The following is a 25,225-nucleotide window of genomic DNA, read 5'->3' on the forward strand; positions in this document are numbered from 1 at the left end:
GTCGGTTGATTTCTGCCTGTGTCCAGATCGCGCATCCCGATCACCGTCCAGAGCGGAGTAGTGGTTCAGGATTGAGCAGCCCCTCGCAACATGGCTGCTCTTGACTCTGTCTTCCGATTCGTTGTCATCGCACATGACGGCGCAATGCCTTCCCGGAGGTGCCAATAACGCACGTTGTCTGCCTGGCTAGAAAGCCGGATTCAATTCCAGCAGCAGGTTCGAGGAGCCGGGAGTCACCGAGAACGACTGGCTGTAGATATCTCCAGCTTGTGGCATGGCTTGGCCGTCCAGCGACAGCCGCGCCTGCAAACGTAGCTCCGAGAATGACGACAGCGAAACTGCAGAATCGAGCAGGTTCTCCGGCCCCAGCGTGAAATGTGCCGGCAGGGAGGTCGCAGGCAGGCGCAGCACTGCCACAGGCCGGGGGTGACCGTCGGCGCGAGCCACGACAAAGACCTGAGCCTTGGCCAACCGGGCTGGTTCAGATGGATTGGCCTTGGAGGCTGCCCATCGCAATTCTCCGCTCAGGCGGCTCTTGGAGGCAGCCGCAGTCTTGGCAGTGATGCTCGAGCTGTCTTCAGACGCCAAAGCCTCCAGCTTGAGCAGGTCGTCCTGCACGCGCAGCGCCATGTCCGATCCGGGCTCCAGCTGCGCCAGCAGGGCCCGCCAATGCTTGCCCGCCTCATCCAGCTTGCCATGGCGCACGGCGGCACTGCCGGCAAGGGCCAGCGCCTTGGGCTGGCTCGGCTGCAACTGCAGTGCCTGGGCGATGGCCTTGCCGGCCTCGCCATCCAGGCCACCGCCCTGGTCCGATGCCAGCGCGTCGGCCAGATCGGCCCATAACCTCGCCTGGACTTCCTCATCCATCGCGCTACGCCGCGCCTCCTGCAAAGCCCGGCGGTATGCCTGGGCCGCAGCGTCAAATCGCTCCAGAGTTTCATAGGAGCGGGCCAGCATCACCCAGCCGGGCAGGTTCTGCGGTTGTTCCTCAAGACGCCGGGCCAGCCCATCCACCATGGCCTGCACCTGTGTATCGCCAGCGCCGTCCCCGTGCGCGTCGGGCTGTTCCTGTGCCAGCTGCGCCGCAGCCTTTGGGTCACCCACCTGCAGGTACAAAGCGAACGCGGCGACAGGGAGCAGCACCGCCAACAGCAGCGCGCTGCCACGGCGCAGCCATGGACTTTGGCGCCAGGCGACTGATGCTCGAGGTCTGTCCAGCTCTCTGAGCAGACGCCGCTGCAGCTCCTCGACCGCTTGAGCATGGTCGGTCTCGCTCAGGCGCCCCCCTGAGCGCTCCAGCTTCAGCTCGGCCAACTGGGCCTGGTAGAGGCGGCGCAGCGCTTCATCAGGATCGCTGGCGGGCGATGGGGCCTCGGCCAGCAGAGGCGGCAGCAGTACCGCCAGGCTCAGAAGCATCAGGGCGATGGCACCCAGCCATAACCAGTGCATGGCGCTCATTGGCGTTCCTCCTTCGAGGTCGTGTCCAGCCATTGACGTGCACGCTCCCGTTGCTGCTGAGTGAGTGGCTCGTCCGGCATGCTCCTTTGGCGCAGTGTGCGCCGCAGCAGGACAAAGCCGCCCAGCGCGGCAAGGAACGGGCTGCTCCACAGCAGCCAGGTCGATGGCTTCCAGGGCGGGTTGTAGCGCACAAAGGAGCCATAGCGCTGTTCGAAGAAGTTGATCACCTGCTCATTGCTATGGCCCTGCTCGAGTTGGTTGCGGATCTCGCGGCGCATGTCCTCGGCCATGGGGGCACGCGACTCGGCCACAGTCTGGTTCTGGCAGACGACACAGCGAAGCTGAGCAGCCAGCGCCATTTCACGATCCAGCAGTTCCTGGTCCCGAGCGGTCTGCCCGGCCTGGGCCAGCATTGCCATGCAGGCCAGCAAGGCCGCTGTGCAGGCCGCGCCGATACTTCGCGGTTTCATTGCAGACTCCTGATGACCGGCAGCAGCCGGTCGCGCCATATCTCTGCGGTTACCGGGCCCACATGGCGATAGCGCACGCGGCCCTGGCCGTCAATGACAAAGGTTTCCGGCACTCCCTGGATGCCGAAGTCCATGCCCACGCGGCCATCGCCGTCGATGGCTGAAGCTCGGTAGGGGTTGCCCGCCACCCGCAGCAGCGCACGAGCCTTGTCCGGCTGATCCTTGTAGTTCAGGCCGTAGACGGCGACCGCGTCGCGCTTCGAGAGTTCGGCCAATACGGGCAGCTCCTGCCGGCAGGGGGCGCACCATGAGGCCCAGACATTGAGCAACCAGGCCCGGCCTCGCAGGTCCTGCAGATGCAGGACTTGCTGCTGGTCTTCGAGCAGAGGGCGGTCTATGGCCGGTGCGGGCTGTTCCAGCAGCGCCGAAGGCAGGGCCCGTGGGTCACGCTGCAGGCCAAGCCCGAGCATGATGGCCAAGCCTAAAAATATTGCCAGGGGCAGGACAAAGCGCATCAGACAGCTCCTTGCAGGGCCGGAGCGCCGGACTGGCGATGCGCTCGCTGCTTGGCTGTACGAAAGCGCCGGTCCATAAGGCTCAGGCCCGCGCCCAGCGCCATCATCAGTGTGCCTATCCAGACCCAGTCCATGAAAGGCTTGACCTGTAGGCGCACGGTCCAGCGCAGGCCTTGATCGTCCAGTGGATCGCCCAGGGCCACGAAAACGTCGCGTGTCCAGCCGCTGTCAATGGCGGCCTGGCTCAAAGCCATGCCCTGGGCGCGGTAAACCCGCTTCTCGGGAAACATGCTCCAGCTGTCCAGCCCCGCTCGACTGACGGTGAATTGGGCACGTTGCGCGTCATAGTTGGGGCCGACGGCCGGACCAAGGCTGTCGAAGCGGAAGCGGTAGCCACCCGCCTCGGCAGTCTCACCCTGCGCCAGCGTGGTTTCGTGCCGGCTCTCCAGCCCGTCGGCCAGGCTTACCGCCAGCACGAACACGCCCGCACCGGCATGGGCCATCAGCATGCCCCACCAGCCCCAGGGCTGGCGCGACAGGCGCTGACCCAGATGGCCGATTTCCAGGCCTTGCCCCAGGCGCTGCCAGATATGGGCCAGTGTGCTGAGCAGGCACCACAGGCCCAGGGCCAGGCCCAGCAAGGTGGCCGGGGACAGGCGCACACCCATCCAGCCGCCTGCCAGTGCCAGCACTGCCGAGCAGGCAAGGCTCAGCACGAGGGCCACGCGAAGTCGCCGCCACAGCTCGCCAACCAGGCTGCTCTTCCAGCGCGCCACCGTGCCCACGCCCATCAGAGCCAGGGCCGGCAGCACCAAAGGCAAAAAGACGGCCTGGAAGTACGGCGGCCCCACGGAGATCTTCTCGCCGCTCAGCACATCGAGCGCCAGCGGGTACAGCGTGCCTATGAGCACCGCCAGCGCTGCAGCGGTGAAGAGCACGTTGTTGATCAGCAAAAAGGTTTCGCGCGAGAGCATGGCAAATTCCCCGGAGCCGCGGCCCAGCTCCGGTGCGCGCCAGGCGAACAGCCACAGCGATGCTCCCACCACAGCCACGATGAAGCACAGGATGAAGAGCCCCCGCCCTGGGTCCACGGCAAACGCATGAACCGAGGTAAGCACGCCTGAGCGCACGAGAAAGGTACCCAGCAGGCTCAGTGAAAATGCGCAGATGGCGAGTAGGGCCGACCAGCTGCGGAAGGCACCGCGCTGGTCGGTCACGATCAGCGAATGCAGCAGGGCCGTACCCACCAGCCAGGGCATGAAAGAGGCGTTTTCCACCGGGTCCCAGAACCACCAGCCGCCCCAGCCCAGTACGTAATAGGCCCAGGCACTGCCCAGCAGAATGCCCAGCGTGAGAAAGCCCCAGGCTGCCAGTGTCCAGGAGCGCGACCAGCGCGCCCAGGCCGCACCCAGCTCGCCCGAGATCAATGCCGCAAGCGCGAATGCAAAAGGCACGGCAAAGCCCACATAGCCCATGTACAGCAGCGGCGGATGCAGCACCATGCCGGGATCCTGCAGCAAGGGGTTGAGGTCCTTGCCTTGCGCAGCCGCCGGGATCAGGCGCGCAAACGGGTTGGAGAGAAACAGAAGGAACAGCAGCAGACCCACACTGATCCAGCCCAGCACCGCGAGCACGCGCGCCACGAAGGCCGGCGGCAGGTCCCGGCTGCGCCAGGCCACCGCCAGGGTCCAGCCCGAGAGCATGAGCTGCCACAGCAGCATGGAGCCTTCATGACCGCCCCAGAACGCTGCCAGCTTGTAGGCCATGGGCAGGTCGCTATGCGAATTGGCCGCCACATACAGCACCGAGAAGTCTCCGCGCCAGAAGCACCAGAACAGGCTGGCCGAAGACAGCACGCACAAGGCGCATAGCAAAAAGGCTGCGGGCCGGGCCAGCCTTACCCAGCCCGTCAGTCCCCAGTGGGCACCGGCCAGCGGCAGCACCGCCAGCAGCACTGCCGTAACCAGGGCCAGTACCAGGGCGAACACGCCAAGTTCAGCGATCATGTGCGGCCTCCGCTGGAGACGGCACCGGCGCTGTCCTGGCCGGCTTCCCTGACGGTGGCGTCGTCGGCAGACTTCTCTGGCGGCTTGCCGGCGGCGTTTTTCAATGCATGGGCCGCTTCGGGCGGCATATAGTTCTCGTCGTGCTTGGCCAGCACCTCGGAGGCCTGGAAGGCTCCGTCCGCCTGCATACGGCCCGATACCACCACACCTTTGCCCTCGCGGAACAGGTCGGGCAGCAATCCTCGATACTGCACAGGCACACTGCGCACTTCATCGGTCACGGCAAAGCGCAGCAGCATTCCGTCGCCGCTGCGCTGCAGTGAGCCAGGCTCCACCAGGCCTCCCAGGCGAAAGGCCGCACCATGCGGAACCTCACCCGCATGAACCTGGCTGGGGCTGTAGAAGAACATCACATTGGAGTTGAGCGCTCGCAGCACCAGCGTGACGGCTGCGGCCACCAGCACAAGTCCTGCCAACACCCACAGCAGGCGACGCTGGCGCGGCTTCATGGGGTCTCCCTGGCTTCGAGTCCGGACGCGGTTTCAGCCTTCAGGCGACGGCTGCGCACAAAGATGCTGACCAGCTCGATACCCAGCGCCATCGCGCTCACACCGTAGGCCAGAGCAATGAAAAAAGCATGATCCTGCATTACAGACTCTCCTCGCGGGCTCGCTCCAGAATCAGGCAGCGTGCCCGTACCAGGGCGACGGACAGCGTATAGGCCCAGCAGGCCAGCGCCATCAGCAACATGCCGGCCAGCATGGTGTGCGTCATGCTGGGAGCTGTATCCATGCGGATGCTCGCACCCTGATGCAGGGTGCTCCACCACTGAACCGAGAAATAGATGATGGGAACATTGACCACGCCAGCAAGCAGCACGATGGCGCCAGCGCCATCGGCCCGACGCGAATCCTCTATGGCCGAGACCATGGCCATATAGCCCAGATACAGGAACAGCAGGATCAGCTCCGACGTCAGGCGGGCATCCCATACCCACCAGGCTCCCCAGGTCGGCTTGCCCCAGGCAGCCCCGGTCCATAAGGCGATGGCTGTGAACAAGGCTCCCGTGGGAGCCAGGGCCCTTGCCAGCAGGGGGGAGAGACGGGTGCCGTAAATCAAGCCCAGGGCAGCATGGAGCGCTGCTACCAGATAGATGAACATGGACATCCAGGCAGCCGGTACATGCAAAAAGATGATGCGGTAGACCTCGCCCTGTTGGTGATCCGTAGGTGCCAGTCCAAATCCGACCCATAGACCCGCAGCAGCCAGCACGGCAGCCAGCACGGCCATCCAGGGCCAGACTCGACCCGCCCAGTGGTAAAAAATCGGGGGCGAGGTCAGTTGGCGCCATTTGCGGCCGCTGGATCCTGCTGCAGGCGTCGGTGATGCATTGGAAGTAAGGGAATTCATATCACTCCAGCGCGAGGCGCAAGGCCGCAGCTATAGCCCAGGGGCCGGCCAGTAACGCCAGACACAGGCAGGCCCCCAGCAGATTGAGAGCAGGCGCTGCACTCAGCCCTTGCTGCGCCTGGGCCACGGCATGGCTGCCAAAGATCAGGATGGGCACGCTCAGCGGCAGCACCACCAGAGCCAGCAGCAACTGCCCCCGCACACCCAGTGTCAGTGCTGCACCCAGAGCTGCCAGCAGGCACAGGCTGGGCGTTCCCAAGGCCAGCGATGCCAGCAGAATGCCGACCACCGTCCCATCCAGGCCGTACTGCCAGCCCAGCAAGGGAGCCACCAGCAACAATGGCGACACGCCTAGCAACCAGTGCGTGGCCACCTTGAGGCCCACCAGCAGCGAAAGGGGCGCAGGCGCCAGCAACCATTGCTCCAGCGACCCGTCCGCCATGTCGCTCTCGAACAGCCGGTGCTGCCCCAGCAGCACGGCCAGCAAGGCCGCGACCCACACAATGCCCGGCGCAATCTGCCTCAGCAGGGGCGCGTCCGGCCCCAAAGCCAAGGGGAAAAGACTGCCCACCAGCACGAAAAAGAACAGCCCGCCCAAGGCATCGGAAGGCCTTCGAGCGGCCAATTTCAACTCTCTTGCGCACACAGCTCTCAGCAAACAGCCACCTGCTCATTCATTGCCGTCGTGACCACGGAGCGGGATAAGTCCAGCACCAACACCCGGGGCGTCGGCAGCATCAGGTTACGGTGCGAAGCCACCACGGCCATTCCTCCTGAGGCCAGATGCTGCTCCAGTGCCTCGACCAGATATTGTTCGCCCTGGACATCCAGACAGTTGTCGGGTTCGTCCAGCAACCAAAACGGACGCTCGCCCAGCAAAACACGGGCCAGCCCCAGTCGCCGACGCTGACCCTGGGACAGTCGGCCAAAAGGCCGTGCGACGACTCCCGTCAACGACAAGGCCTGCAAAACGGCTTGCACGCGTGCTTCATTCCAGCTCACAGCCATCAGATCCAGCGCAAAGCGCAGATTCTCCATCCCTGTCAAGGTGTCGCTCATTCCTGCCTGATGTCCCATATAGGCCAGTTGCCGCTGGTAGGCTGGATCCTGAGGGGACAGCGTACCGCCGCACCACTGGAGGCTTCCGGTACGCCATGGCAGAAGGCCGGCCAGACAACGCAGCAGGCTGCTCTTGCCCGCGCCGTTATGACCTCTGAGCATCAGGAGTTGACCGTCACCGAGTTCCAAGCCCAGATCGCGCAGCACCACCCGGCCGCCGCGTACACAACCCAGGCCGGATATGCAAAGAAATCTGGAAGCAGCCGTGCCCAAGCCATTCATCCCGCTACTGCACCGACGCAACCGAAGCCTCAGCTGGCCCTGGCACTTTCTGACCTGGCGTGTCACTGGGGCCCTGTCCGGGAGGAATATGAGGCAGCTTGTGGGCAATGCCCTTGTGGCAGTCGATACAGGTTTTTTCCTTGCTGGCCAAATAGGTGCTGTGCATGTTCTGCGCACGCAAACTCTGCCGCGTCATATCCATGGAGTCGTAGTTATGGCAGTTGCGGCACTCCAGAGAATCATTGGCCTTGAAGCGAGCCCACTCGTGCTGCGCCAACTCCAGCCGCTTGGCTTCGAATTTTTCTGGCGTGTCGATCGTTCCGAAGATCTTGCCCCACACTTCCTTGGAGGCCTGCATCTTGCGAGCGATCTTGTCGGTCCAGTCGTGCGGCACATGACAGTTGGAGCACACGGCACGTACGCCCGAGCGGTTGGTGTAGTGGATCGTGCTCTTGAGCTCTGCAAACACGTTGTCCCGCATCTCGTGACAACCCGTGCAGAATTTCTCCGTATTGGTCAGCTCCATGGCGGTATTGAACGCGCCCCAGAAGAGGATGCCGCCGATGAAGCCGCCGATGGTCAGAAAGCCCAGGCTGAAATGTACGCTGGGGCGGCGGATCACCGCCCAGTAGCGCTTGAGAAGTGTCAACATAGATGAGCCTCGTGCGCCGCAGCGTCAGTTTTTCTTGGATGTCTTGCCCGACTGGGACTGCAGGGCCTTCAGGATCACGGTATCCACATCTTCGAAGGTGTTGCTGACCAGAGGGCGGACGGCATCCTGAGCCACATGGCATTGCTGGCAGAAGTAGCGTCGCGTGGACACCTGCCCCAACATGCGCCCGTCGCGATCCATATAGTGCGTGACCGATACCGGCACTGCCTGCGAGATCTCGGCCTTGGTTCGCGAATGGCAGTCCATGCATTTGTTGAAGTTCTTGTCCACCTGGTAGCCGTCAACGCGATGAGGGATCGTGGGCGGTTGCCAGGTGTAGTTGCGCGTGCGGCGCACGTCATCATTGACGGCATTGCCAAGCACTGGCGGCTTGGTTGCCTGCATGATGGGCGTGGGGCCACGCGCCGAGTCATAGAAGGTCTCCCCGATGGCGGCTGGCGTCCAGGCCATACCTATATTGAGCATGAGCAGCATGCTCACAAGACGGACGAGTTTGCGGAAGAAGTTCATGGTCAACCTCTCTTTCGTCAAACCTTGGTGATCTTCACAGCGCACTTCTTGAAGTCCGTCTGCAACGAAATCGGGTCGGTAGCATCCAGCGTCACCTTGTTGATCAGCTGGCTGGCGTCGAACCAGGGGACATAGACCAATCCGCGCGGGGGCTTGTTGCGGCCGCGCGTCTCGACGCGCGTGCGCATGGAGCCGCGCCGCGAGGACAGCTCAACTTCGCTGCCGCGGCGCACGCCCAGTGCCTTGGCATCGTCAGGATGCATGTAGCACAGTGCGTTAGGCACGGCACGATGCAGCTCGGGTACGCGCCGGGTCATGGATCCCGAGTGCCAGTGCTCAAGCACTCGGCCCGTGGAAAGCCAGAACGGGTAATCCTTGTCCGGAGCCTCCGCCGGTGGTTCGTACGGCAAGGCAAAGATGTTGGCCTTGCCGTCGATATTGCCGTAGAACTGGTAGCCCGTACCGGCTTTCACATAAGGGTCCGAGCCTTCGCGGTAACGCCAGAGCGTTTCCTTGCCGTTGACCACGGGCCAGCGCATGCCGCGCACCTTGTGGTACTGGTCGAACGGTGCCAGATCGTGGCCATGGCCACGGCCGAACGAGGCGTACTCCTCGAACAGACCTTTTTGCGGATAGAAGCCAAAGGCCTTGGCTTCCTCGTTTTCATAGGCTGGGTCCATGTCGGCCAAGGGGAACTTGTCCACGTTGCCGTTGCGGTACAGCACCTCGAACAGGGTCTTGCCGCGCAACTGGGGCTTCTTGGCCAGCAGTTCCTCGGGCCAGACTTCCTCGACCTTGAAACGCTTGGAAAACTCCATCAATTGCCACAGGTCGGAGCGCGCCTCACCAGGAGCCTTGACCAGCTGGTGCCAAAAGTGGGTGCGGCGCTCTGCATTGCCGTAGGCGCCTTCCTTTTCGACCCACATGGCCGACGGCAAGATCAGATCGGCGGCTACGGCTGTGACTGTGGGATAGACATCGGAGACCACCACGAAATTGTCAGGGTTTCGGTAGCCCGGGTAGCCTTCCTGCGCCAGGTTGGCGCCGGCCTGTATGTTGTTGTTGACCATCACCCAGTAGGCATTGAGCCTGCCGTCCTTGAGTGCACGGTTTTGTTCCACGGCATGGTAGCCGGGCTTGGGTGGAATCGTGCCTTCGGGCAGCTTCCAGATGGTTTCAGCAGTCTTGCGATGCTCAGGGTTCGTCACCACCATGTCCGCTGGCAGGCGGTGCGAGAAAGTGCCCACCTCACGCGCCGTTCCGCAGGCAGAAGGCTGACCCGTCAGTGAGAACGGGCTGTTGCCGGGTGTGGCGATCTTGCCCAGCAGCAAGTGGATGTTGTAGACCATGTTGTTGGCCCAGACACCGCGTGTGTGCTGGTTGAAACCCATGGTCCAGAACGACACCACCTTGCTATTGGGGTCTGCATAGAGCTCGGCAAGAGCCTTGAGACGGTTGGCCGGTACACCCGTGAGCTTGGTTGTGTACTCGAGCGTATAGGTGGATACGAACTTGGCGTATTCCTCGTAGTTTATGGACTTGGCACCGTTGGGGTCCTTGGCGTTCTTGGCAGCCTTCTGCAGCGGATGCTCAGGACGCAGCCCGTAGCCGATATCGGTGTTGCCGAGCTTGAAATTGCAGTGCTTGGAGACAAAGTCCTTGTTGACCCTGCCTGTGGTGATGATGTGGTTGGCGATGTAGTTGAGTATGGCCAGGTCGGTCTGAGGCTTGAAGGTCAGAGACATGTCCGCCAACTCATACGAGCGGTGCTCGAAGGTGGACAGCACGGCCACCTTCACGCCTGGTGTGGACAGGCGCCTGTCGGTCACGCGCGTCCACAGCACCGGATGCATTTCAGCCATGTTCGAGCCCCATAGCACAAAGGCAGTCGCGGCCTCGATGTCGTCATAGCAACCCATGGGCTCGTCCATGCCAAAGGTGCGCATGAAGCCGGCAACTGCCGAGGCCATGCAGTGCCTTGCATTGGGATCAATGTTGTTGGTGCGAAAGCCCGCCTTGAACAGCTTGGAGGCGGCATAGCCCTCCCATACCGTCCACTGGCCGGAGCCGAACATGCCCACCGCGTCGGCCCCCTTGGCCTTGAGCGTCTTTTTGAACTGCTCTGCCATGACGTCGAAGGCCGTATCCCAGGAAACCTGCTGGAACTCGCCGTCCTTGGCATAGCGACCATTCTTCATGCGCAGCAACGGCTTTGTCAGACGATCACCGCCATACATGATCTTGGACAGGAAGTAACCCTTGACGCAGTTCAGCCCCCGGTTGACCTCGGCCTCAGGGTCACCCTGAGTGGCCACTACGCGGTTGTCCTTGACGGCCACCATGACGCCGCAACCTGTACCGCAAAAGCGGCATGGCGCCTTGGACCACTTCAGGTCGGCAGCCATTGCTCCTGCATCCTGGGACAGAACTTCTATGGGGATGCCTGCAACGGCCCCTGCGGCTGCGGCCGCAGATTGACGGACAAAATCACGCCTAGTGCTAGTCATGTGTTACCTCTTGGTTTAGCGACTGCCAGTTCTCAACATGCTGATAAACCAGGGATGCGTTGATTACGCCATCAAGCAGCTCAATCTGAGACACGCAATCAAGTATTTCTCTTGCATGGGGCGCTTCCAAGGTCACGACCAACTTGCCGGCCGGATGACTTCCATGTATTTGGGCGCCTTTGATCGTGACGATGCCAGCAGCTACTTGTGCCAGTGCATGGGGAAGCACATGCACAACCAGACTGGTGATATGCAAGTCGGTATGAGTTTCAATGGGCTCAGATTCTTCATGCATGTGGAGGGCCACCGATGATCATCTGATAAAACCAGATCGCAAAGCCGTAAGACGCAATCAGTACAACGGCCAATATAGGTGCCATAACAACTGCGAGAAATGCGAAGCTGCGCAACTCCTCGGTACGAGTCGATTCAGGCTGAGGTTCTGTCATTAGCAATCCCCCTTGGCTTGGATGCCTGAGCATCCATGATTTGGCGATAGAGATCCGATAACGAACTTTGCCACGAGATTACCTACAAAATTGACTTGCAACAAGGTTCTTCTTGATTCGTTGCTTTGCATCAATTCCTTCATCAAGATTTCATCGAGTGAATTGACATTCAAGTAAATGCCTCGGGCGTTGACTAAATAGCCGGCGGAATCAAGCGCGGCTTGGATCAGCCCTCTGCAAACTGAATTCGCGCCTCAATCTCGCACTGACCTGTTGAAGTTGAGGCGTGAAATCTGGCCTGAAACCGATAGCCGCCGCCTGTTGCTTGCTTGAAAGCCGTCACTGGATCGCCTGACTGACACAGAGAGGGAATCGGGGTATCGTGCGGCCGTAATCAATGATGGCAATCAGCGGGAGAAAGCCAGTCTTGCACAAGAGATTGCTGCAGATTGTGGATTTGGTGGCTCAATACAGCGCAGGACCTCGCGGTATTCAAGACGCGCTCCTCTCGGCCAGACGGGAAGCGGTAACGAGTCTCATGTGAGCTCAACCTGGATTTGTGCAAGCTCAAAGCATCACCTTGACGAGCACGATGCGCATCGAACCAAAAAGCGCTCCACAAAAGCGCTTTATAGGAGTAAAAGAATCTAGGGGCAGAGCTCCGCTCCTGCTCGTCCATCAGCCTGCATTGGACTGCCCCTAGACATGTCTACCTGCTAAGGGAAAGTCCAATAGCGGTCTTAATGTCGCTTATAAGCTGCTCGTAATAGGTCGCGATGTGATGCGACAACCACTGCTCAGAGGTTCAATCATCTCCAGCAGCCGCTTGTAGCCCGTGCGCTGCACCCGCCACTGACCGGCGACCCTGGTATAGCAGTCCTCATATAGCGCACTGCCGGTGAGTATGGTCTGCTCATCCAGATTGATGAACAGATCATTGAGGTACCAGATGCCGGTGGCCGTGTCACCGTCGACCCTGATTTCCGGTGTATGCCCGTGGTGCATGCCAAAGCGCCGATGGGTGAAGGCATTGCGGTAGAAGTTCATGGCTTCATCAATGCCATTGATCTCATACTGGTAAGTCGGGCTGTCGAAGCGAATATGGACAGCATCGGCCAGAACGGTTTTCAGAAGCTCCAGATTGCAGGTGTCGATGCCGCGAAAGTAGCGCGCCTTGAGCTGTTTGATTTCTTCAATATCCAGAAGAGTTTGCATGCTGTTCCCCGCTGGAATTTAGTGAGGCAGGTAATGGCCGCCACTGACGTCCAGTTGGGCGCCGGTCACCACGCGCGCATAGTCGCTGGCCAGATACAGCGCGGCAGAGGCGCAATCGGCATCGTCGGGAATCTCGTTGCGCAAGGGAATCTGCTGGGCAATCACATCGACCAGAGATTCCATGGACACGCCCTGGCGCTTGGCTTCCGCCTGGAAATAGCCTTTGACCGGTGCGCCCCACATCCAGCCGTTGTAGGTGCTGTTGACGCGAATGCCGAAGGGCCCCAGGTCTTCCGCCAGATATTGCACAGCGGTCTTGAGCGCGCCTTTGGATACTGCGTAACCGGCTTCGAGCTGATTGGGGCGGCGCGTTGCCATGGTGTTGATCATCACAATGCTGCCGTCTTTTTGCTTTTTCATCTGCGGCACCACGGCCTGGGTCATGTTCATGGAGCCGTAGAGATTGACTTCCATGACCTTGCGCCAGTCATCCATGGAGGAGTTGCTCGAAGAGCCCCAGGTCCCGTGGGCATAGGCCGAGTTGATCAGCGCATCGATGCGGCCGAACCTGGCAACGGTCAGCTCTGCAAGCCGCTGGCACTGCTCGGGCTGCGAGATATCGGTGGACACTTTGAGCGTCTCGCAGGAGTGGCCGGCATCGCGAATCGTTTGCTCTGCCTCATCGAGCATGGACTGTGTGCGGGCTGCCAGCACCACGGCCTTGGCCTGATATTCCGCCGCGCGCAGGGCGAGCTTGATGCCCATGCCGGGGCCGATGCCAGAGATGATGATGACTTTGTCTTTCAGAAGCATATGGGTCTCCTTGGATATATAGCCTGGGGGTTTCTCAGAATGCAGCCCGGGTGCGGGCAAAGTGCAGCTCTTCTGCGCGGTGCTTGACATCCTCGGCGACCTGGTCAAAGGCGATCTTTACCCAGGCGCCATGCTCGCGCATGATGGTGTCGGCGTTCAGTCCCAGGAACTGATCGGTGGTGAAGTAGGTGCAGCGGTTGGCGTCAATCGCCTCTATGTATTGATCCCGGCGCGCAGCGTCCTTGTTCTCGGGCACGGGGCGCTGTTCCCAGGACAGCAGTTGCTCGGGCTCAAACGCAACCAGGTATTCATTGACAGGCCAGACTTCACCCGTCAGCGGATGGCGTGTTTTCATCTCGACCAAGTCATTGAGCTTGAGCCCACAGCGGATGTCGGGGCAGAAGCGATTCCAGAGGCGGTAGTTCTCCAGATCGGCCAGCACTTCCCAGACCACGCTGGCGGGGGCATTGATTTCCACCTTGATGGAGGTGACGAGGTTGGCTGCTTTGGTCATTGGAGTGCTCGCTTCAGTTGATGGGCTTGGAGGTGATCTGCAACTGCTCGCTCAGCGGCTCCACGGTTTCAAGCAAGGTCTTGTAGCCTGTCTCTGCAATCCACCAGCGGCCATCGCGCTTGACATAGCGGTCTTCATAGATCGCACCGCCATGCATATGCGTTTTCTCTTCGAGGTTGATGAAGACGTAGTTCAGATACCAGAGCGCGGTAGCTTCGTCTCCCTTGACCTCGATCTCCGGCGTGTGGCCGTTGTGCATGGCCAGACGGGTCTTGGTAAAGGAGGTTTTGTAGAAGTCCAGCGCCTTGTCTATGCCTTCCAGATGGAATTCGTAAGCCGGGCTTTTGAAGGCCAGCTTGATGTCTGGCGTCAGCATGCCCTGCAGCAATTCCAGATTGCAGGTGTCGATGGCGCGAAAGTAGCGCGCCTTGAGCTGCTTGATCAACTCAATGGCTTCCAGGTCCAACATGTGTTTTGTCTCCGGTGGTTGTGGGTCAGTCTCAAGCGCTGACTTGATAGAAACTGGTGAGAATGCAATCGAGGCTGCTGAAATCCATGATGGGAGTCACAGATTCGGACATGTATTTCTGCCGCTGACGCAGCAGGTCTTCATCTCCTTGCGTGTCATAGAAGCCGTGAGCACTGCCGATCGCGATATCGGGAAACTGCTCCTCGACGATGGCGTGGACTTCCGGTGCGTCTTCGGTCAAGCGTCGCACGACCAGGTTTTGCCGGTATCCGAAGATGGACTGCAGCGGGTAGGCATTGCTGCCATGGCCTTCACGCCAGTGAACCATCCATTCTTCAAAGTTCATGCCGACCGGCTTTCTGAACAGCGCCACCTGGCACATGCCCGGTGTGCGCTTGCCTAAAGCCACTTCGGCATCAAAACGCGCAATGCGCGCCTTGCGTTCTTCGGGGTAGGGCTCGGACTCGCAGACCAGATAGGCATGCAGGCTTGCCACCTGCTGCGCGATCAGTGCTTGCACCGGGCCCAGCATGGATGCGCTGTCCAGCCACAGACTGATCATTCCATCGAGAGGATGTTGGCTGAAAGTGATGCGCTGGCTTGCGGCCTTGTCCATGGCGTCATCGACAACCATCACACGAATCCGCGAGGCGCCACAGGCTTGCAGGGATCTTTGCAAATCCATCAGCGACAGGCGCCAACTTTCTGCCGAATGCTGTGCGGGGCGCCACAGGCTGAACATGATTTTTTCCATGAAAGCACCTCTCAGCTTTGGGTTGGCAGATGCCGGGATCGGTACAGCGCATAGTCGCGTTGCATCTGCTGCTCGCTCAGGCCAAAGGTCTCGAGGCTGTAGTCATGACCCGCACGCTTTTCCCGGCCGTTGCCAGACAGCCATTGCTGTGCATCGGTGCGGGCTTTCTCGGTGAAGGGCATCTGGGCGAACTGATAGACAGCCTCCAGCACCTCCATGGGCTTGGCCACGGTGTCCGAGAAGTGGATATCCAGAAAGCGCCGGCTGTCCTGCTGCTCGCGCACTTGCATGGTGTGGTGAATACCACGCGCCATGCGGCTGTTCCACTGGCGGCCTGCCGAGCTAGGGTCAGGCTGGTCACTGTAGATCTGCCACAGCGTATGCGCCATGCTGGCCATGGAGGGGATGGTCTGCGCGGGCTCGCGATGGGTAAGAATGACCTGAGCTCGGGGAAAGACGGACAGCAGAATTTCCAGCGTGTGCAAATGCTGCGGGGCTTTGAGCAGCCAGCGCTGGCCCTGTGCCTCGCCGCGCTGGCTCTTTTGCCATTGCAGAAACTGCAGCATCTTCTTGAGCTGCGTATAGACGGGGCGCTGATCCTGCTGATCGAGCCAGGAGGTGTAGCTGGGCACATCGGCGTAAGCGTCCATGGCGCAGAGAAAGGAATGCTCCATGAGCATGAATTCCTCGTCGCACAGCGTGGCGCTCATGGGGTGGATGGACAGAATCTGGGGGATCGCCTCAATCGTCTGCGCTACTTCCGCCGTGGCCATTGCAATGCGGTTGGCGCAGTCCTGCGGGCCTTCGCCGGTCAATGGTGCAGGGTAGCGGGTCTCCCACCAGGCAGCAGAGTAAAAGCGCGGGTCTACGGCCAGTGTTCGCTGCAGCATGGTGGTGCCGGTGCGCGGCAGGCCCACGATGACCAGTGGGTCTTCGATCTCGATCTTCGAGATTTCGGGGAAGCGCTGGAGATAGTCCTCCATGAGCAGGCGATTGACCAACTGGCCCACGAGTCGCTCGCGCATCATGGCAATGCCGGTTGCCGACAGCTTGGCTTCGGTGTTCAGGGCTCGCGTCAGAACTTCCAGCGCTTGCCGGTAGTTGTCGTTGCCAAAATCGTTGAGGCCTGGTGCACGCTCACATGCTGCTTGCAGCAGTTCTTCGACGTGCAGAGTTTGGGGTGTCACAGGGGCATTCATACAGTCTCCAGCAACTGGTCTATCGAGATCACTTTGGTGGTGGGGTGGCACTGCTCCTTGGCGCCAACCCAGCGCAGGCACATGGTTCCCTGGCGTACGCCGGCGGTTTGCAGCCAGTTGGCAATGCCGGGGTCTTTTTCGCTCAGCACCAGAGTGACGCCGCCGTTTTCGTCGTATTGCGCCTGGTGCTTGTTGATGCAGATCTGGTGGTAGCGGTAGTCCAGAGACTCCAGCCAGTAGTTATTGATCTGCAGATTCCAGAACGAGCATTCCGGCACCTTGTCGATATGAATGACCAGGGCCTGGTCCTCGCGCAGTTCCCAATGCGAGTGGTAGTAGAAAATATTGGGATCACCGCCCACGGACTGGCAGTAGGCCTGATCGGCTGGCGGCAACTGATTGCTATGTGGAAGATAGCTTTGTGCCCAGTCGGCAAATAGCTTCGCCGTGTTCTCGACAAAAGACGTTACGCGCTGCAGCGATTGCGCCAGAACCAGGGGATCCAGCGGGCCGGGGGTGTCCGTGGTGCCAATGCGCTCGATGGCAAGCTTGGCGGGCACTTCGCTCTTGCGATCCATGAAGGTTTGGCGCACCAGCAACGACACCGAGGCATCCTCCATGGGCAGCCAGTTACCCGGCTGCGGGTCACGGCTGACGATGAGTTCGAAGTCACCGTTCTGGTCGGTCTTGAGCTGCGATGCATCGAGAAAGCCTGTGACAACCATGCGGCCATCGGTTTCATAGCCGCCTTTTTGCGTGCAAAAGCTCAGGTACGAAACCGTGCCTCGGTTGCCATGAATGCGGTATTTCATGGAACCGTTGAGGCGCGAGTATTCGTAGATGTTGTCCGGGTTGTCCGCGCCAATCTTGGCGGTTTCGTGCGAGGTCTTGAAGAAGCTGGGAAACGCCGGGTCGGCGAATTCCACATGCATCTCCAGCGCGATGCGCAGCAGTCGGGTCAGATAGCGATAGCCTTCTGCCCGCGTTGCGGGGTCGGCAGGGGTTTCGGGACGCAGAATCTGCTGGCCGCAGCGTTTGAGGTGATCGCAGAACTGCGACCAGGTTTCGCCGCTGAGCAGTTGCTCATTAATGGTTTGGGTATCCATGATCTGGCTTTCTTTGTGTGCCGCGCATTGCCAGGTGGTGGCTGTGTGCGGTGGGTGAAAGAAGAAAGAGGGGCGTTGCAAAGGCTGGCAACGCCACAGTTCATCCAGTTGCTTTAGTCTTCCGCGGCGATGATTTCGCGGGCCACCAGTTCGGCGATGATCTTGTCCACCGCTTCTTGCGCAGTCATCGCGGGGGTGGAGATATGAATGTCCGGAGACTCCGGCACTTCAAACGGTGAGTCGATCCCCGTGAAGTTCTTCAGCTCGCCACGGCGCACTTTCTTGTAGAGGCCCTTGGGGTCACGCTCTTCGGCAACGGAAAGCGGTGTGTCGATGAATACTTCGAGGAACTCGCCATCCTTCACCAGCTTGCGCGCCATTTCGCGTTCTGCCTGGAATGGCGAGATGAAGGCGGTGATGGCAATCAGCCCGGCGTCCACAAACAGCTTGCCCACTTCAGCGACGCGACGAATGTTTTCCACGCGGTCTGCATCGGTGAAGCCAAGGTCGCGATTGAGGCCGTGGCGCACGTTGTCGCCGTCGAGCAGATAGGTATGCCGGCCACGCGCATGCAAACGGGTTTCTAGCAGATTGGCAATGGTGGATTTGCCAGCGCCCGACAGACCGGTAAACCATAGCAAGGCAGGTTTTTGATGCAGGCGTTCGGAACGCGCTTCCTGGTTCACATTCACATGCTGCATATGAATGTTCTGTGAGCGACGCAGCGAAAAGTCGATCAGACCCGCGCCCACCGTGGCGTTGCTCAGGCGATCGATCAGGATGAAGCTGCCTGTTTCGCGATTGTCCTTATAGGCATCGAAAGCGATAGGCTGGCTGCTGGACAGATTGCAGACGCCGATTTCATTGAGCGCCAGTTCCTTGGCGGCCAGATGCTCCAGCGTGTTGACATTGATCTTGTACTTGGGGGCGGCGAAGGTGACGGGAATCGTTTTGCCGCCGATCTTCATCAGATAGGGCCGGCCGCCGAGCATGGGCTGCTCGTGCATCCAGATGAGCGTGACCTGGAACTGATCGGCCACATCGGAAGGTGCATCCGCAACCGCAATCACATCGCCCCGGCTGCAGTCCACCTCGTCGGCCAAGGTCATGGTAACGGACTGGCCAGCAACCGCCTGCTGCAGATCTCCATCCTGGGTAACGATGCGCGCAACCTTGGTCACGCGTCCGCTAGGCAGGATGCGGACGCTGTCTCCGGGGTGAATCTGGCCGCTGGCAATGCAGCCCGCAAAGCCGCGGAAGTCGAGGTTGGGGCGATTGACCCATTGCACAGGCATGCGAAACGGCAGCTTTTGCTGGCGCGCTTCGTCGATTTCCACCGTCTCCAGATAGCCCATGAGCGTGGTGCCGCGGTACCAGGGCATGTGCTCGCTCTGCTCGGTGATGTTGTCACCACGCAAGGCCGACATGGGGATGGCCGTGATGTCTTCCAGATTGATCTTCTTGGCGAATTCGCGGTAGTCGGCCACGATGTCGTTGAAGATCTTTTCGGAGTAGCCCATCAAGTCCATCTTGTTGACGGCCAGCACGATTTTGCGGATGCCGATCAGCGATGCCAGATAGCTATGGCGCCTGGATTGCGTCAGCACACCGCGGCGCGCATCGATCATCACCACGGCCACATCGGCGGTGGAGGCACCAGTGACCATATTGCGGGTGTACTGCTCATGGCCGGGCGTGTCGGCCACGATGAACTTGCGCTGGTCGGTCGAGAAGAAGCGGTAGGCCACATCGATGGTGATACCTTGCTCGCGCTCTGCGGCCAGACCATCGACGAGCAGCGCGAAGTCCAGCTCGCCGCCTTGCGTGCCGACTTTCTTGGAGTCCGCGACCAGTGCTTCCATCTGGTCCTCAAACAGCATCTTGGATTCGTACAGCAAGCGTCCGATCAGCGTGCTCTTGCCGTCATCCACGCTGCCGCAGGTGATGAAGCGCAGCAGGCTTTTCTGCTCGTGCGCCTTCAGGTATTTCTCGATATCTTCAGAGATGAGTGCGGATACATGTGACATCAGAAATACCCCTCTTGCTTCTTCTTTTCCATGGATGCGGCCGAGTCGTGGTCGATCATCCGGCCCTGTCGTTCCGAAGTACGGGTCAGCAGCATTTCCTGAATGATCTTGGGCAAGCTATTAGCGTCGGATTCGACGGCACCCGTCAGGGGGTAGCAGCCCAGGGTGCGAAAGCGAACATTGCGCATCATGGGAACTTCGCCACTCTTGAGCGGCATGCGCTCGTCATCGACCATCAGCAGCGTGCCGTCTCGCTCCACCACTGGGCGAGGCGCTGAAAAATAGAGTGGAACGATGGGGATGTTTTCGAGATAGATGTATTGCCAGATATCCAGCTCGGTCCAGTTGGACAGCGGGAACACTCGGATTGATTCGCCTTTGTTCTTGCGTGTGTTGTACAGATGCCAGAGTTCCGGACGCTGGTTCTTGGGATCCCAGCGGTGCTGGTCCGAGCGGAAGGAAAAGATGCGTTCCTTGGCGCGAGACTTCTCTTCATCGCGGCGCGCGCCACCAAAGGCGGCGTCGAAGCCATACTTGTCGAGAGCTTGCTTCAGGCCCTCGGTCTTCATGACGTCGGTATGAATTTGCGAGCCATGCTTGAACGGGCTGATGCCCATTTCAAGACCTTCTGGGTTGATGTGGACCAGCAGGTCCATGCCCAGCTTGGCTGCCATCTGATCACGAAAGCGGTACATGTCCTGAAACTTCCAGGTCGTGTCCACATGCAGCAAGGGGAAGGGCGGCTTGGCGGGGTAGAAGGCCTTCATCGCCAGATGCAGCATGACCGCACTGTCCTTGCCGATGGAGTAGAGCATGACGGGGTTTTCTGCCTCGGCAACAACCTCGCGCATGGCCTGAATGCTTTCGGCTTCCAGCCTTTGCAAATGAGTCAGCACCACAGATTTCTCCTTGGTTTTTTGTTTTGGGTGCTGCCAACTGTAGGAGTCCGTTAAATCAAATCTTTGCGCGAATTGATGTTTTAGAAGTTGCTGCGCCATGCTCGCCATAGGGTCCAGCTTCGTTGACGTTGGGGTTCTGGCATAGGTGTTCTTCGGTACCAGCGATAGGTCTTGCGCAGTCTTCAAGATGCGGCTGGCCAATTCGTTCGACTGGCTGAGCATCTCTGTGGCAGCAGGCAGATGAAACAGGCGCAGCCGGTCGTGGCTGTCGCTGGCAAGCGATGAAAAGGTGGCTGCGCGTTGCCACTGCATGGCGGCAAGCAGGCCAAAGATCTTGCCCTCGCTGGAGCACCTGAGGCGATCAAAAAAATCTTCCAGATGCGCAGCGCACAGGCTGCCTTCATACGGTTGCCAATACACCTTGCCGCGGTTGTTGACGGCACGCAAGATGCCATGCCTCAGGCGTCCGGGGCAGTTGTTGTGGGCACCAAAATCATCGATCCAGACAATGCTGGCGCTCTCTTTTCGGGCCTGCTCGCAAATATCCAGATAAGTGGTGGCATACCAGCGCTGCACATTGCTGGATGCCTGCTTCATGCGCTTTGCAGGGCGGTCGGCATTCAGGTTCCAGCGCTGCAGGTACTGGGCGTTGGTACGCTCGGGCAAGTCAAGCTGCTGGCGCTGCAAGATCAGCTGCTGCATGGCTTCCAGCTGCCACAGCAAAAACGGCAGGCCATGGTCGGCGGGCTGGGTGCTGACCAGTTGCACATAGATGTCCTGCTCCTGTATGGCCGACAAGGAGCGGCCTTCGCCAGGTTTGCGGCCTCGCTCGCGCACAAGGACAGCGCTCCATCCCCCTTCCAGCCAGGCTTTGTGGGCGGCAATGATGGTTGGTGTGGACAGGCCGGTCGCCTTGCCGACCTCTTTGAGCGTTTTGCCTTCAAGCCGCAATTTCACGGCTTGAATTCGCAGTGGATTGATTTCCTGGACACTGAGTTTCTTACCAACAGCCATGCGCATTCCTGTTAAACATTCACTCGCTTATTCGCGAAGATCCGGACGCATTTACTGTCGGCCTGTCCTCTGATCGGCGCATAGGCCAAACGGACCACATGAATAACAAAACAGGAGATTTTTGTGACTCAGACTCGAAGCGCACTGCTTGAAGACGTAATGGCCATCGCCCGTGAAGCGGGTGCTTTAATCATGAAGATCTACCGCTGCGACTTTGAGGTACGGGGCAAGCAGGATGCATCGCCCGTGACTGAAGCCGACGAAAAGGCCGAGCGCCTGATTCTTGAGCGTCTGGGCGCCTTGCAGTCGCAGTTTCCCGTCGTCTCCGAGGAGGCGGCTGCAGCGGGATATGTGCCTGAGATGGGGCAATGCTTCTGGCTGGTTGATCCTCTTGATGGCACCAAGGAATTCATCAACCGCAATGGCGAGTTCACAGTCAATATCGCGCTGATCGAAAATGGAACCCCTGTGCTGGGTGTCGTTTTCGCTCCAGCGCTGGATCGCATGTACGCGGGAGCCAGAGGACTTGGCGCATTGCTGGAGGTGCAGGGAAAGCGCCAAGCCATCGAATGCAGAAGCATTCCGGAGGATGGCCTTGATGTGGTGGCCAGTCGTTCACACGGCGATGCCGATGCGCTTGATCAGTTTCTCAATGGGCGCTTGGTGCGGTCACTCAAAAGTGCAGGCTCATCGCTCAAGATTTGTCTGATCGCAGAGGGAGAGGCTGACCTCTATCCACGCTTGGGGCGCACCATGGAGTGGGATATCGCTGCGGGTCATGCGGTGCTGGCCGCGGCAGGCGGCCAGATTCATGCGCTCAATGGAGATGTTCTGAGCTACGGCAAGCGAGATTTGAGTAACCCTCATTTTTATGCCTGCTCGGCAGATTACCGCTGATTTCAAGCTTTCGCACAGCATTGCCTCCCGCCCTGAATGCCCTGAGTGCGAGCACTCAAAACCTCTCTGTTCTCCGATAGATGAACTTTGCTGCGACGCTAATTCGAGCTTGCCTGCTTTGCGGGCTGCTAATGAGTGCAGCCTGTGCCGACAAGGCTGCGTCTCGCCAACCCGTCAAAATCGTTGTCGGATTCGAAGCCGGTGGTGCTATGGATACCTTGGCGCGCGCGTTTGCAACCCAGCTCTCAGCGCGATTGCAGCGTTCCGTCTATGTGGAAAACAGAGTGGGGGCAGGTGGAGCCATTGCCGCGAACTATGTTGCGAAATCCAAGCCTGATGGAAATACGTTGCTCTTGGCGTCGCCTGCCGAGATCTTCATCAATCCCATTTACACCAGAAGCCAGGGGTCGGGCGAAGTCGCTGATATGGTGCCAGTGGCCAAAATTTCCTCTGCTCCTATTGTTCTTGCCACGCGTGGCGACTCCGCAATACATCAACTGAGTGATATCGCAACTGCAGCACAAAAAAATGCCAGCGGCCTGAGTTTCGCCTCCTCAGGAATTGGCAGCTTGCAGCATTTGGTGGGAGAGAGCTTGGGCAAAGCCCTGGGTGTGGAGCTATTGCATGTTCCATACGGGGGAGCTGCTTCCGCAACTGCAAGCCTGATGGGCAAACAAGTGGACCTGCTCTTTGCGGGGCTTGCTCCCATAGCCCCCCATCTGCAAAGCCAAAAGATGCACGCAGTGGGCATTGCATCGGCCCACAGGTCTAAGCGTTTCTCCGATATTCCTACGTTTCAGGAGAGGGGGCTCCAGGGCGTCAGCTTTGAATACTGGCAAGGAATCTTTCTTCCCAAGGGAGCGTCCTCCGAACTGGCTCTATTTCTATCCGCCGAGATCAACAACGTGATCAAAGACACGGGCTTTGTGGATCAACTAGAAAATACAGGTTTTGAGGTTGCATACAAGGACTACAAGCAATTCAAACCATTTTTGCAAGCTGAAGATCAGATCTACCGAAGCTTATTTAAGAGAGACGGTTATTTATATTGATCCCATGAATTCTTTGGGGCTCAAACTTAACTAGATCATTGGATGTAGAAATCGTCGCGCAGGATCTGCTCTTGCTCGGTTTGAACGGCAGCATGGAGTCTGCAGCGCTTGTTCCAGAGCCCTGATGGCGGACTTCAAGCAAATCATCGGGCTGGAACTGACATTCATACTCTCCTGCTGGCCAGAAACCTGGCGTTGACGGTAGCTCGCGATGCGGACCTGAGCAGCAACCATCGTTGCCAAGCTACGGCAGGGGGATTTCCGTCCTTTGAAGAATATCCGGCGATGAGACATGGGGCTTAAACGTATAAATGACGGGAAGTCGCTGATCAAGAAAGACATCAGAAGCAGCCACGGTCAGGGCTTCATTTGCCCGCGGGCTGTTTCGGACAAGCCATTGCGCTGCACATGCTGGACCAGAAAATCAAGAAATATCCGGGTCTTGAGAGGCAGGTGTGTGCGGTGTGGGTAATAAGCATAAAAGCCCGGGAAGCTTGCCCAATAGGGTTTCAGTACTTCAATCAACTGGCCTGTGTTGAATGCGTCGGTCATGGATTCACGCCAGCCGGTAATCACGCCAATGCCATCAAGGGCTGCGCGCATGGCCGTGTCGCTATGGTTGACTGTCAGTGGCCCGCTCACGGAGCGCTCGCTCAGTTTGCCGTCGATATTGAATTCCCACTTGTAGAGTGCGCCGCTGCTGCTCATGCGGTAGTTGATGCATAGGTGCTGCTCCAGCTCGTCGGGATGCTCGGGTGTGCCGTGTGTCCTGAGGTAAGCAGGAGATGCACCGAAACACATGGTCAGATCCTGTGTGAGTGGCACGGCAACCATATCGCCCTCCAGCGACTCGCCATTGCGTATGCCGACGTCAAAGCCTTCTCGCACGATGTCCACAAAGCCGTCGTCATAGACCAGCTCGACGTGAATGTGCGGATGCATTGCAAAGAACTCGGCGAGCATGGGCTCGACGAGCACCTGGCCAGCAGGATGAGAGATGGTGAGGCGCAGCGTGCCGCCTTCGACGCCAGCTTGGAGCTGAAGATCCTCGGTCGCTTCGCGCAGGTTGGTGAGAGCCGGGGAAATGCGTTCCAGATAGATTCTTCCGGCTTCTGTCAGGTTGAGGCTGCGCGTTGTTCGATCGAACAGGCGTACATCCAGACGGGTTTCCAGCTTCTTGATCGTCTGGGACAGGGCGGCCGGCGTGACCCCGATGGCGTGGGCGGCGTAGGTCAGACTGCGATGCTGAGCTACCTGCTCAAAGGCCGCCAGATAGGCGAGTATTTCGGGTTTCATGTCCTCTATTTTTAAGTAAAACTTAATAACTTAAATAGTCTGCTTGACTTTTTCTTTTGCATTGCCTGGCGCACACTGCCTCTGCTTCACGCGCTGCCCAGGTGCCTGCAGCAGTCACCGTGTCGAAAAGCAAACAAGAAAGCCCCCCCATGCCTGTCAAATTCACTCTCAACGGCAAGCCCGCATCGGCTGATGTGGATCCTTCAACGCCCATCCTCTGGACCCTGCGTGACACACTGGGTATGACAGGGACCAAATTCGGTTGCGGCATGGCCATGTGCGGGGCATGCACTGTGCATCTGAATGGCCAGGCCATCCGTTCTTGCATTACGCCCATATCGGCGGCGCAAGGGCAAAAAATCGACACCATCGAAGCGCAGGCCGCAGACAAGGTGGGCAAGGCTGTCGAAGATGCGTGGGTTCGCAACGATGTGGCGCAATGCGGCTATTGCCAAAGTGGGCAAATCATGAGTGCGACCGCGCTGCTCAAAAGCAATCGCCAGCCCAGCGATGCGGATATCGATGCAGCCATGGCGGGCAATATCTGCCGCTGCGGAACCTATACACGCATTCGTGCAGCCATCCACGATGCTGCCAAAAACCTGTCGGCCTAAAAGAAGGAGCACATCCC

Annotated in this window: 27 protein-coding genes and 1 pseudogene; 3 read left to right on the forward strand and 25 right to left on the reverse strand. The window is 59.4% G+C overall.

Annotation, left to right across the window (positions count from 1 at the left end; genetic code table 11):
• Positions 1 to 186: 186 nt before the first annotated feature.
• The 24 genes and pseudogenes from ccmI to JAO85_RS25785 all read right to left on the reverse strand — a co-directional run.
• The gene (gene ccmI, locus JAO85_RS01735; protein WP_202787307.1) at positions 187 to 1,458 is read right to left on the reverse strand and encodes a c-type cytochrome biogenesis protein CcmI; all 1,272 of its coding nucleotides are present in this window, start codon (positions 1,456 to 1,458) and stop codon (positions 187 to 189) included.
• Positions 1,455 to 1,928 carry a cytochrome c-type biogenesis protein gene (locus tag JAO85_RS01740; RefSeq protein WP_012838102.1) on the reverse strand — a complete coding sequence of 158 codons (474 nt, stop codon included), beginning with the start codon at positions 1,926 to 1,928 and terminating at the stop codon, positions 1,455 to 1,457. The genes ccmI and JAO85_RS01740 overlap by 4 nt, the downstream gene beginning before the upstream one ends.
• On the reverse strand, positions 1,925 to 2,443 hold the full coding sequence (locus tag JAO85_RS01745) for a DsbE family thiol:disulfide interchange protein (protein ID WP_012838103.1): 519 nt from the start codon (positions 2,441 to 2,443) through the stop codon (positions 1,925 to 1,927). Before JAO85_RS01745 ends, JAO85_RS01740 begins: the two co-directional genes overlap by 4 nt.
• Positions 2,443 to 4,449 carry a heme lyase CcmF/NrfE family subunit gene (locus JAO85_RS01750; protein ID WP_202787308.1) on the reverse strand — a complete coding sequence of 669 codons (2,007 nt, stop codon included), beginning with the start codon at positions 4,447 to 4,449 and terminating at the stop codon, positions 2,443 to 2,445. Before JAO85_RS01750 ends, JAO85_RS01745 begins: the two co-directional genes overlap by 1 nt.
• On the reverse strand, positions 4,446 to 4,958 hold the full coding sequence (gene ccmE, locus JAO85_RS01755; RefSeq protein ID WP_202787309.1) for a cytochrome c maturation protein CcmE: 513 nt from the start codon (positions 4,956 to 4,958) through the stop codon (positions 4,446 to 4,448). Before ccmE ends, JAO85_RS01750 begins: the two co-directional genes overlap by 4 nt.
• The gene (gene ccmD / locus JAO85_RS01760; RefSeq protein WP_039048590.1) at positions 4,955 to 5,098 is read right to left on the reverse strand and encodes a heme exporter protein CcmD; all 144 of its coding nucleotides are present in this window, start codon (positions 5,096 to 5,098) and stop codon (positions 4,955 to 4,957) included. Before ccmD ends, ccmE begins: the two co-directional genes overlap by 4 nt.
• Entirely contained in the window at positions 5,098 to 5,859 is a 762-nt protein-coding gene (gene ccmC / locus JAO85_RS01765; protein WP_202787310.1) for a heme ABC transporter permease CcmC, read from the reverse strand. The genes ccmD and ccmC overlap by 1 nt, the downstream gene beginning before the upstream one ends.
• A 1-nt stretch (position 5,860) precedes the next feature.
• A complete protein-coding gene (gene ccmB, locus JAO85_RS01770) occupies positions 5,861 to 6,457 on the reverse strand; it encodes a heme exporter protein CcmB (protein WP_012838107.1) in 597 nt (198 codons plus the stop codon).
• A gap of 53 nt (positions 6,458 to 6,510) precedes the next feature.
• Positions 6,511 to 7,200, reverse strand: coding sequence for a heme ABC exporter ATP-binding protein CcmA (gene ccmA / locus JAO85_RS01775; protein WP_202787311.1), 690 nt, complete (start codon positions 7,198 to 7,200; stop codon positions 6,511 to 6,513).
• Positions 7,201 to 7,204: 4 nt separating this feature from the next.
• Positions 7,205 to 7,852, reverse strand: a complete 648-nt coding sequence (locus JAO85_RS01780) for a cytochrome c3 family protein (protein ID WP_003070157.1) — start codon at positions 7,850 to 7,852, stop codon at positions 7,205 to 7,207.
• A 24-nt stretch (positions 7,853 to 7,876) separates the two neighbouring features.
• Entirely contained in the window at positions 7,877 to 8,383 is a 507-nt protein-coding gene (locus JAO85_RS01785; protein WP_202787312.1) for a nitrate reductase cytochrome c-type subunit, read from the reverse strand.
• 17 nt (positions 8,384 to 8,400) lie between these two features.
• The gene (gene napA, locus JAO85_RS01790) at positions 8,401 to 10,890 is read right to left on the reverse strand and encodes a periplasmic nitrate reductase subunit alpha (protein WP_054075242.1); all 2,490 of its coding nucleotides are present in this window, start codon (positions 10,888 to 10,890) and stop codon (positions 8,401 to 8,403) included.
• Positions 10,883 to 11,185 carry a chaperone NapD gene (locus JAO85_RS01795; protein ID WP_229228610.1) on the reverse strand — a complete coding sequence of 101 codons (303 nt, stop codon included), beginning with the start codon at positions 11,183 to 11,185 and terminating at the stop codon, positions 10,883 to 10,885. The genes napA and JAO85_RS01795 overlap by 8 nt, the downstream gene beginning before the upstream one ends.
• Complete coding sequence (gene napE, locus JAO85_RS01800; RefSeq protein WP_003070148.1) at positions 11,178 to 11,339, reverse strand: periplasmic nitrate reductase, NapE protein; 162 nt, start codon at positions 11,337 to 11,339, stop codon at positions 11,178 to 11,180. Before napE ends, JAO85_RS01795 begins: the two co-directional genes overlap by 8 nt.
• Positions 11,340 to 12,089: 750 nt before the next feature.
• A complete protein-coding gene (locus tag JAO85_RS01805; RefSeq protein ID WP_012838113.1) occupies positions 12,090 to 12,554 on the reverse strand; it encodes a nuclear transport factor 2 family protein in 465 nt (154 codons plus the stop codon).
• Positions 12,555 to 12,572: 18 nt separating this feature from the next.
• Positions 12,573 to 13,367, reverse strand: coding sequence for an SDR family oxidoreductase (locus tag JAO85_RS01810; protein WP_012838114.1), 795 nt, complete (start codon positions 13,365 to 13,367; stop codon positions 12,573 to 12,575).
• 34 nt (positions 13,368 to 13,401) lie between these two features.
• Positions 13,402 to 13,881, reverse strand: a complete 480-nt coding sequence (locus JAO85_RS01815) for an SRPBCC domain-containing protein (RefSeq protein ID WP_003079789.1) — start codon at positions 13,879 to 13,881, stop codon at positions 13,402 to 13,404.
• A gap of 13 nt (positions 13,882 to 13,894) precedes the next feature.
• A complete protein-coding gene (locus JAO85_RS01820) occupies positions 13,895 to 14,350 on the reverse strand; it encodes a nuclear transport factor 2 family protein (protein WP_034377520.1) in 456 nt (151 codons plus the stop codon).
• A gap of 31 nt (positions 14,351 to 14,381) precedes the next feature.
• Positions 14,382 to 15,092, reverse strand: coding sequence for a hypothetical protein (locus tag JAO85_RS01825; RefSeq protein WP_237734659.1), 711 nt, complete (start codon positions 15,090 to 15,092; stop codon positions 14,382 to 14,384).
• A 23-nt stretch (positions 15,093 to 15,115) separates the two neighbouring features.
• Entirely contained in the window at positions 15,116 to 16,303 is a 1,188-nt protein-coding gene (locus JAO85_RS01830) for a sulfotransferase (RefSeq protein WP_087863604.1), read from the reverse strand.
• Positions 16,300 to 17,409, reverse strand: a complete 1,110-nt coding sequence (locus JAO85_RS01835; protein WP_202787314.1) for a DUF1214 domain-containing protein — start codon at positions 17,407 to 17,409, stop codon at positions 16,300 to 16,302. The genes JAO85_RS01830 and JAO85_RS01835 overlap by 4 nt, the downstream gene beginning before the upstream one ends.
• 113 nt (positions 17,410 to 17,522) lie before the next feature.
• Complete coding sequence (gene cysN, locus JAO85_RS01840; protein WP_202787315.1) at positions 17,523 to 19,436, reverse strand: sulfate adenylyltransferase subunit CysN; 1,914 nt, start codon at positions 19,434 to 19,436, stop codon at positions 17,523 to 17,525.
• Complete coding sequence (cysD, locus tag JAO85_RS25780; RefSeq protein WP_370552193.1) at positions 19,436 to 21,037, reverse strand: sulfate adenylyltransferase subunit CysD; 1,602 nt, start codon at positions 21,035 to 21,037, stop codon at positions 19,436 to 19,438. Before cysD ends, cysN begins: the two co-directional genes overlap by 1 nt.
• 201 nt (positions 21,038 to 21,238) lie before the next feature.
• A pseudogene (locus JAO85_RS25785) lies at positions 21,239 to 21,355 on the reverse strand (hypothetical protein); the annotation flags it as partial.
• A 117-nt stretch (positions 21,356 to 21,472) separates the two neighbouring features.
• Here JAO85_RS25785 and cysQ point away from each other — a divergent pair.
• On the forward strand, positions 21,473 to 22,246 hold the full coding sequence (gene cysQ / locus JAO85_RS01855; protein WP_370552187.1) for a 3'(2'),5'-bisphosphate nucleotidase CysQ: 774 nt from the start codon (positions 21,473 to 21,475) through the stop codon (positions 22,244 to 22,246).
• An 80-nt stretch (positions 22,247 to 22,326) separates the two neighbouring features.
• Positions 22,327 to 23,298 (forward strand): tripartite tricarboxylate transporter substrate binding protein, encoded by a 972-nt coding sequence (locus tag JAO85_RS01860; protein WP_039048598.1) that lies wholly within the window; start codon positions 22,327 to 22,329, stop codon positions 23,296 to 23,298.
• 357 nt (positions 23,299 to 23,655) lie between these two features.
• On the opposite strand, the gene JAO85_RS01865 is transcribed toward JAO85_RS01860, so the two are convergent.
• On the reverse strand, positions 23,656 to 24,594 hold the full coding sequence (locus JAO85_RS01865) for a LysR family transcriptional regulator (protein ID WP_039048599.1): 939 nt from the start codon (positions 24,592 to 24,594) through the stop codon (positions 23,656 to 23,658).
• Between the two features lie 149 nt (positions 24,595 to 24,743).
• On the opposite strand from JAO85_RS01865, the gene JAO85_RS01870 reads away from it, so the two are divergent.
• The gene (locus JAO85_RS01870) at positions 24,744 to 25,208 is read left to right on the forward strand and encodes a (2Fe-2S)-binding protein (protein WP_003070120.1); all 465 of its coding nucleotides are present in this window, start codon (positions 24,744 to 24,746) and stop codon (positions 25,206 to 25,208) included.
• Positions 25,209 to 25,225: the final 17 nt, after the last annotated feature.

This window comes from Comamonas sp. NyZ500 (assembly GCF_016772095.1).
Lineage (GTDB): Bacteria > Pseudomonadota > Gammaproteobacteria > Burkholderiales > Burkholderiaceae_C > Comamonas > Comamonas thiooxydans.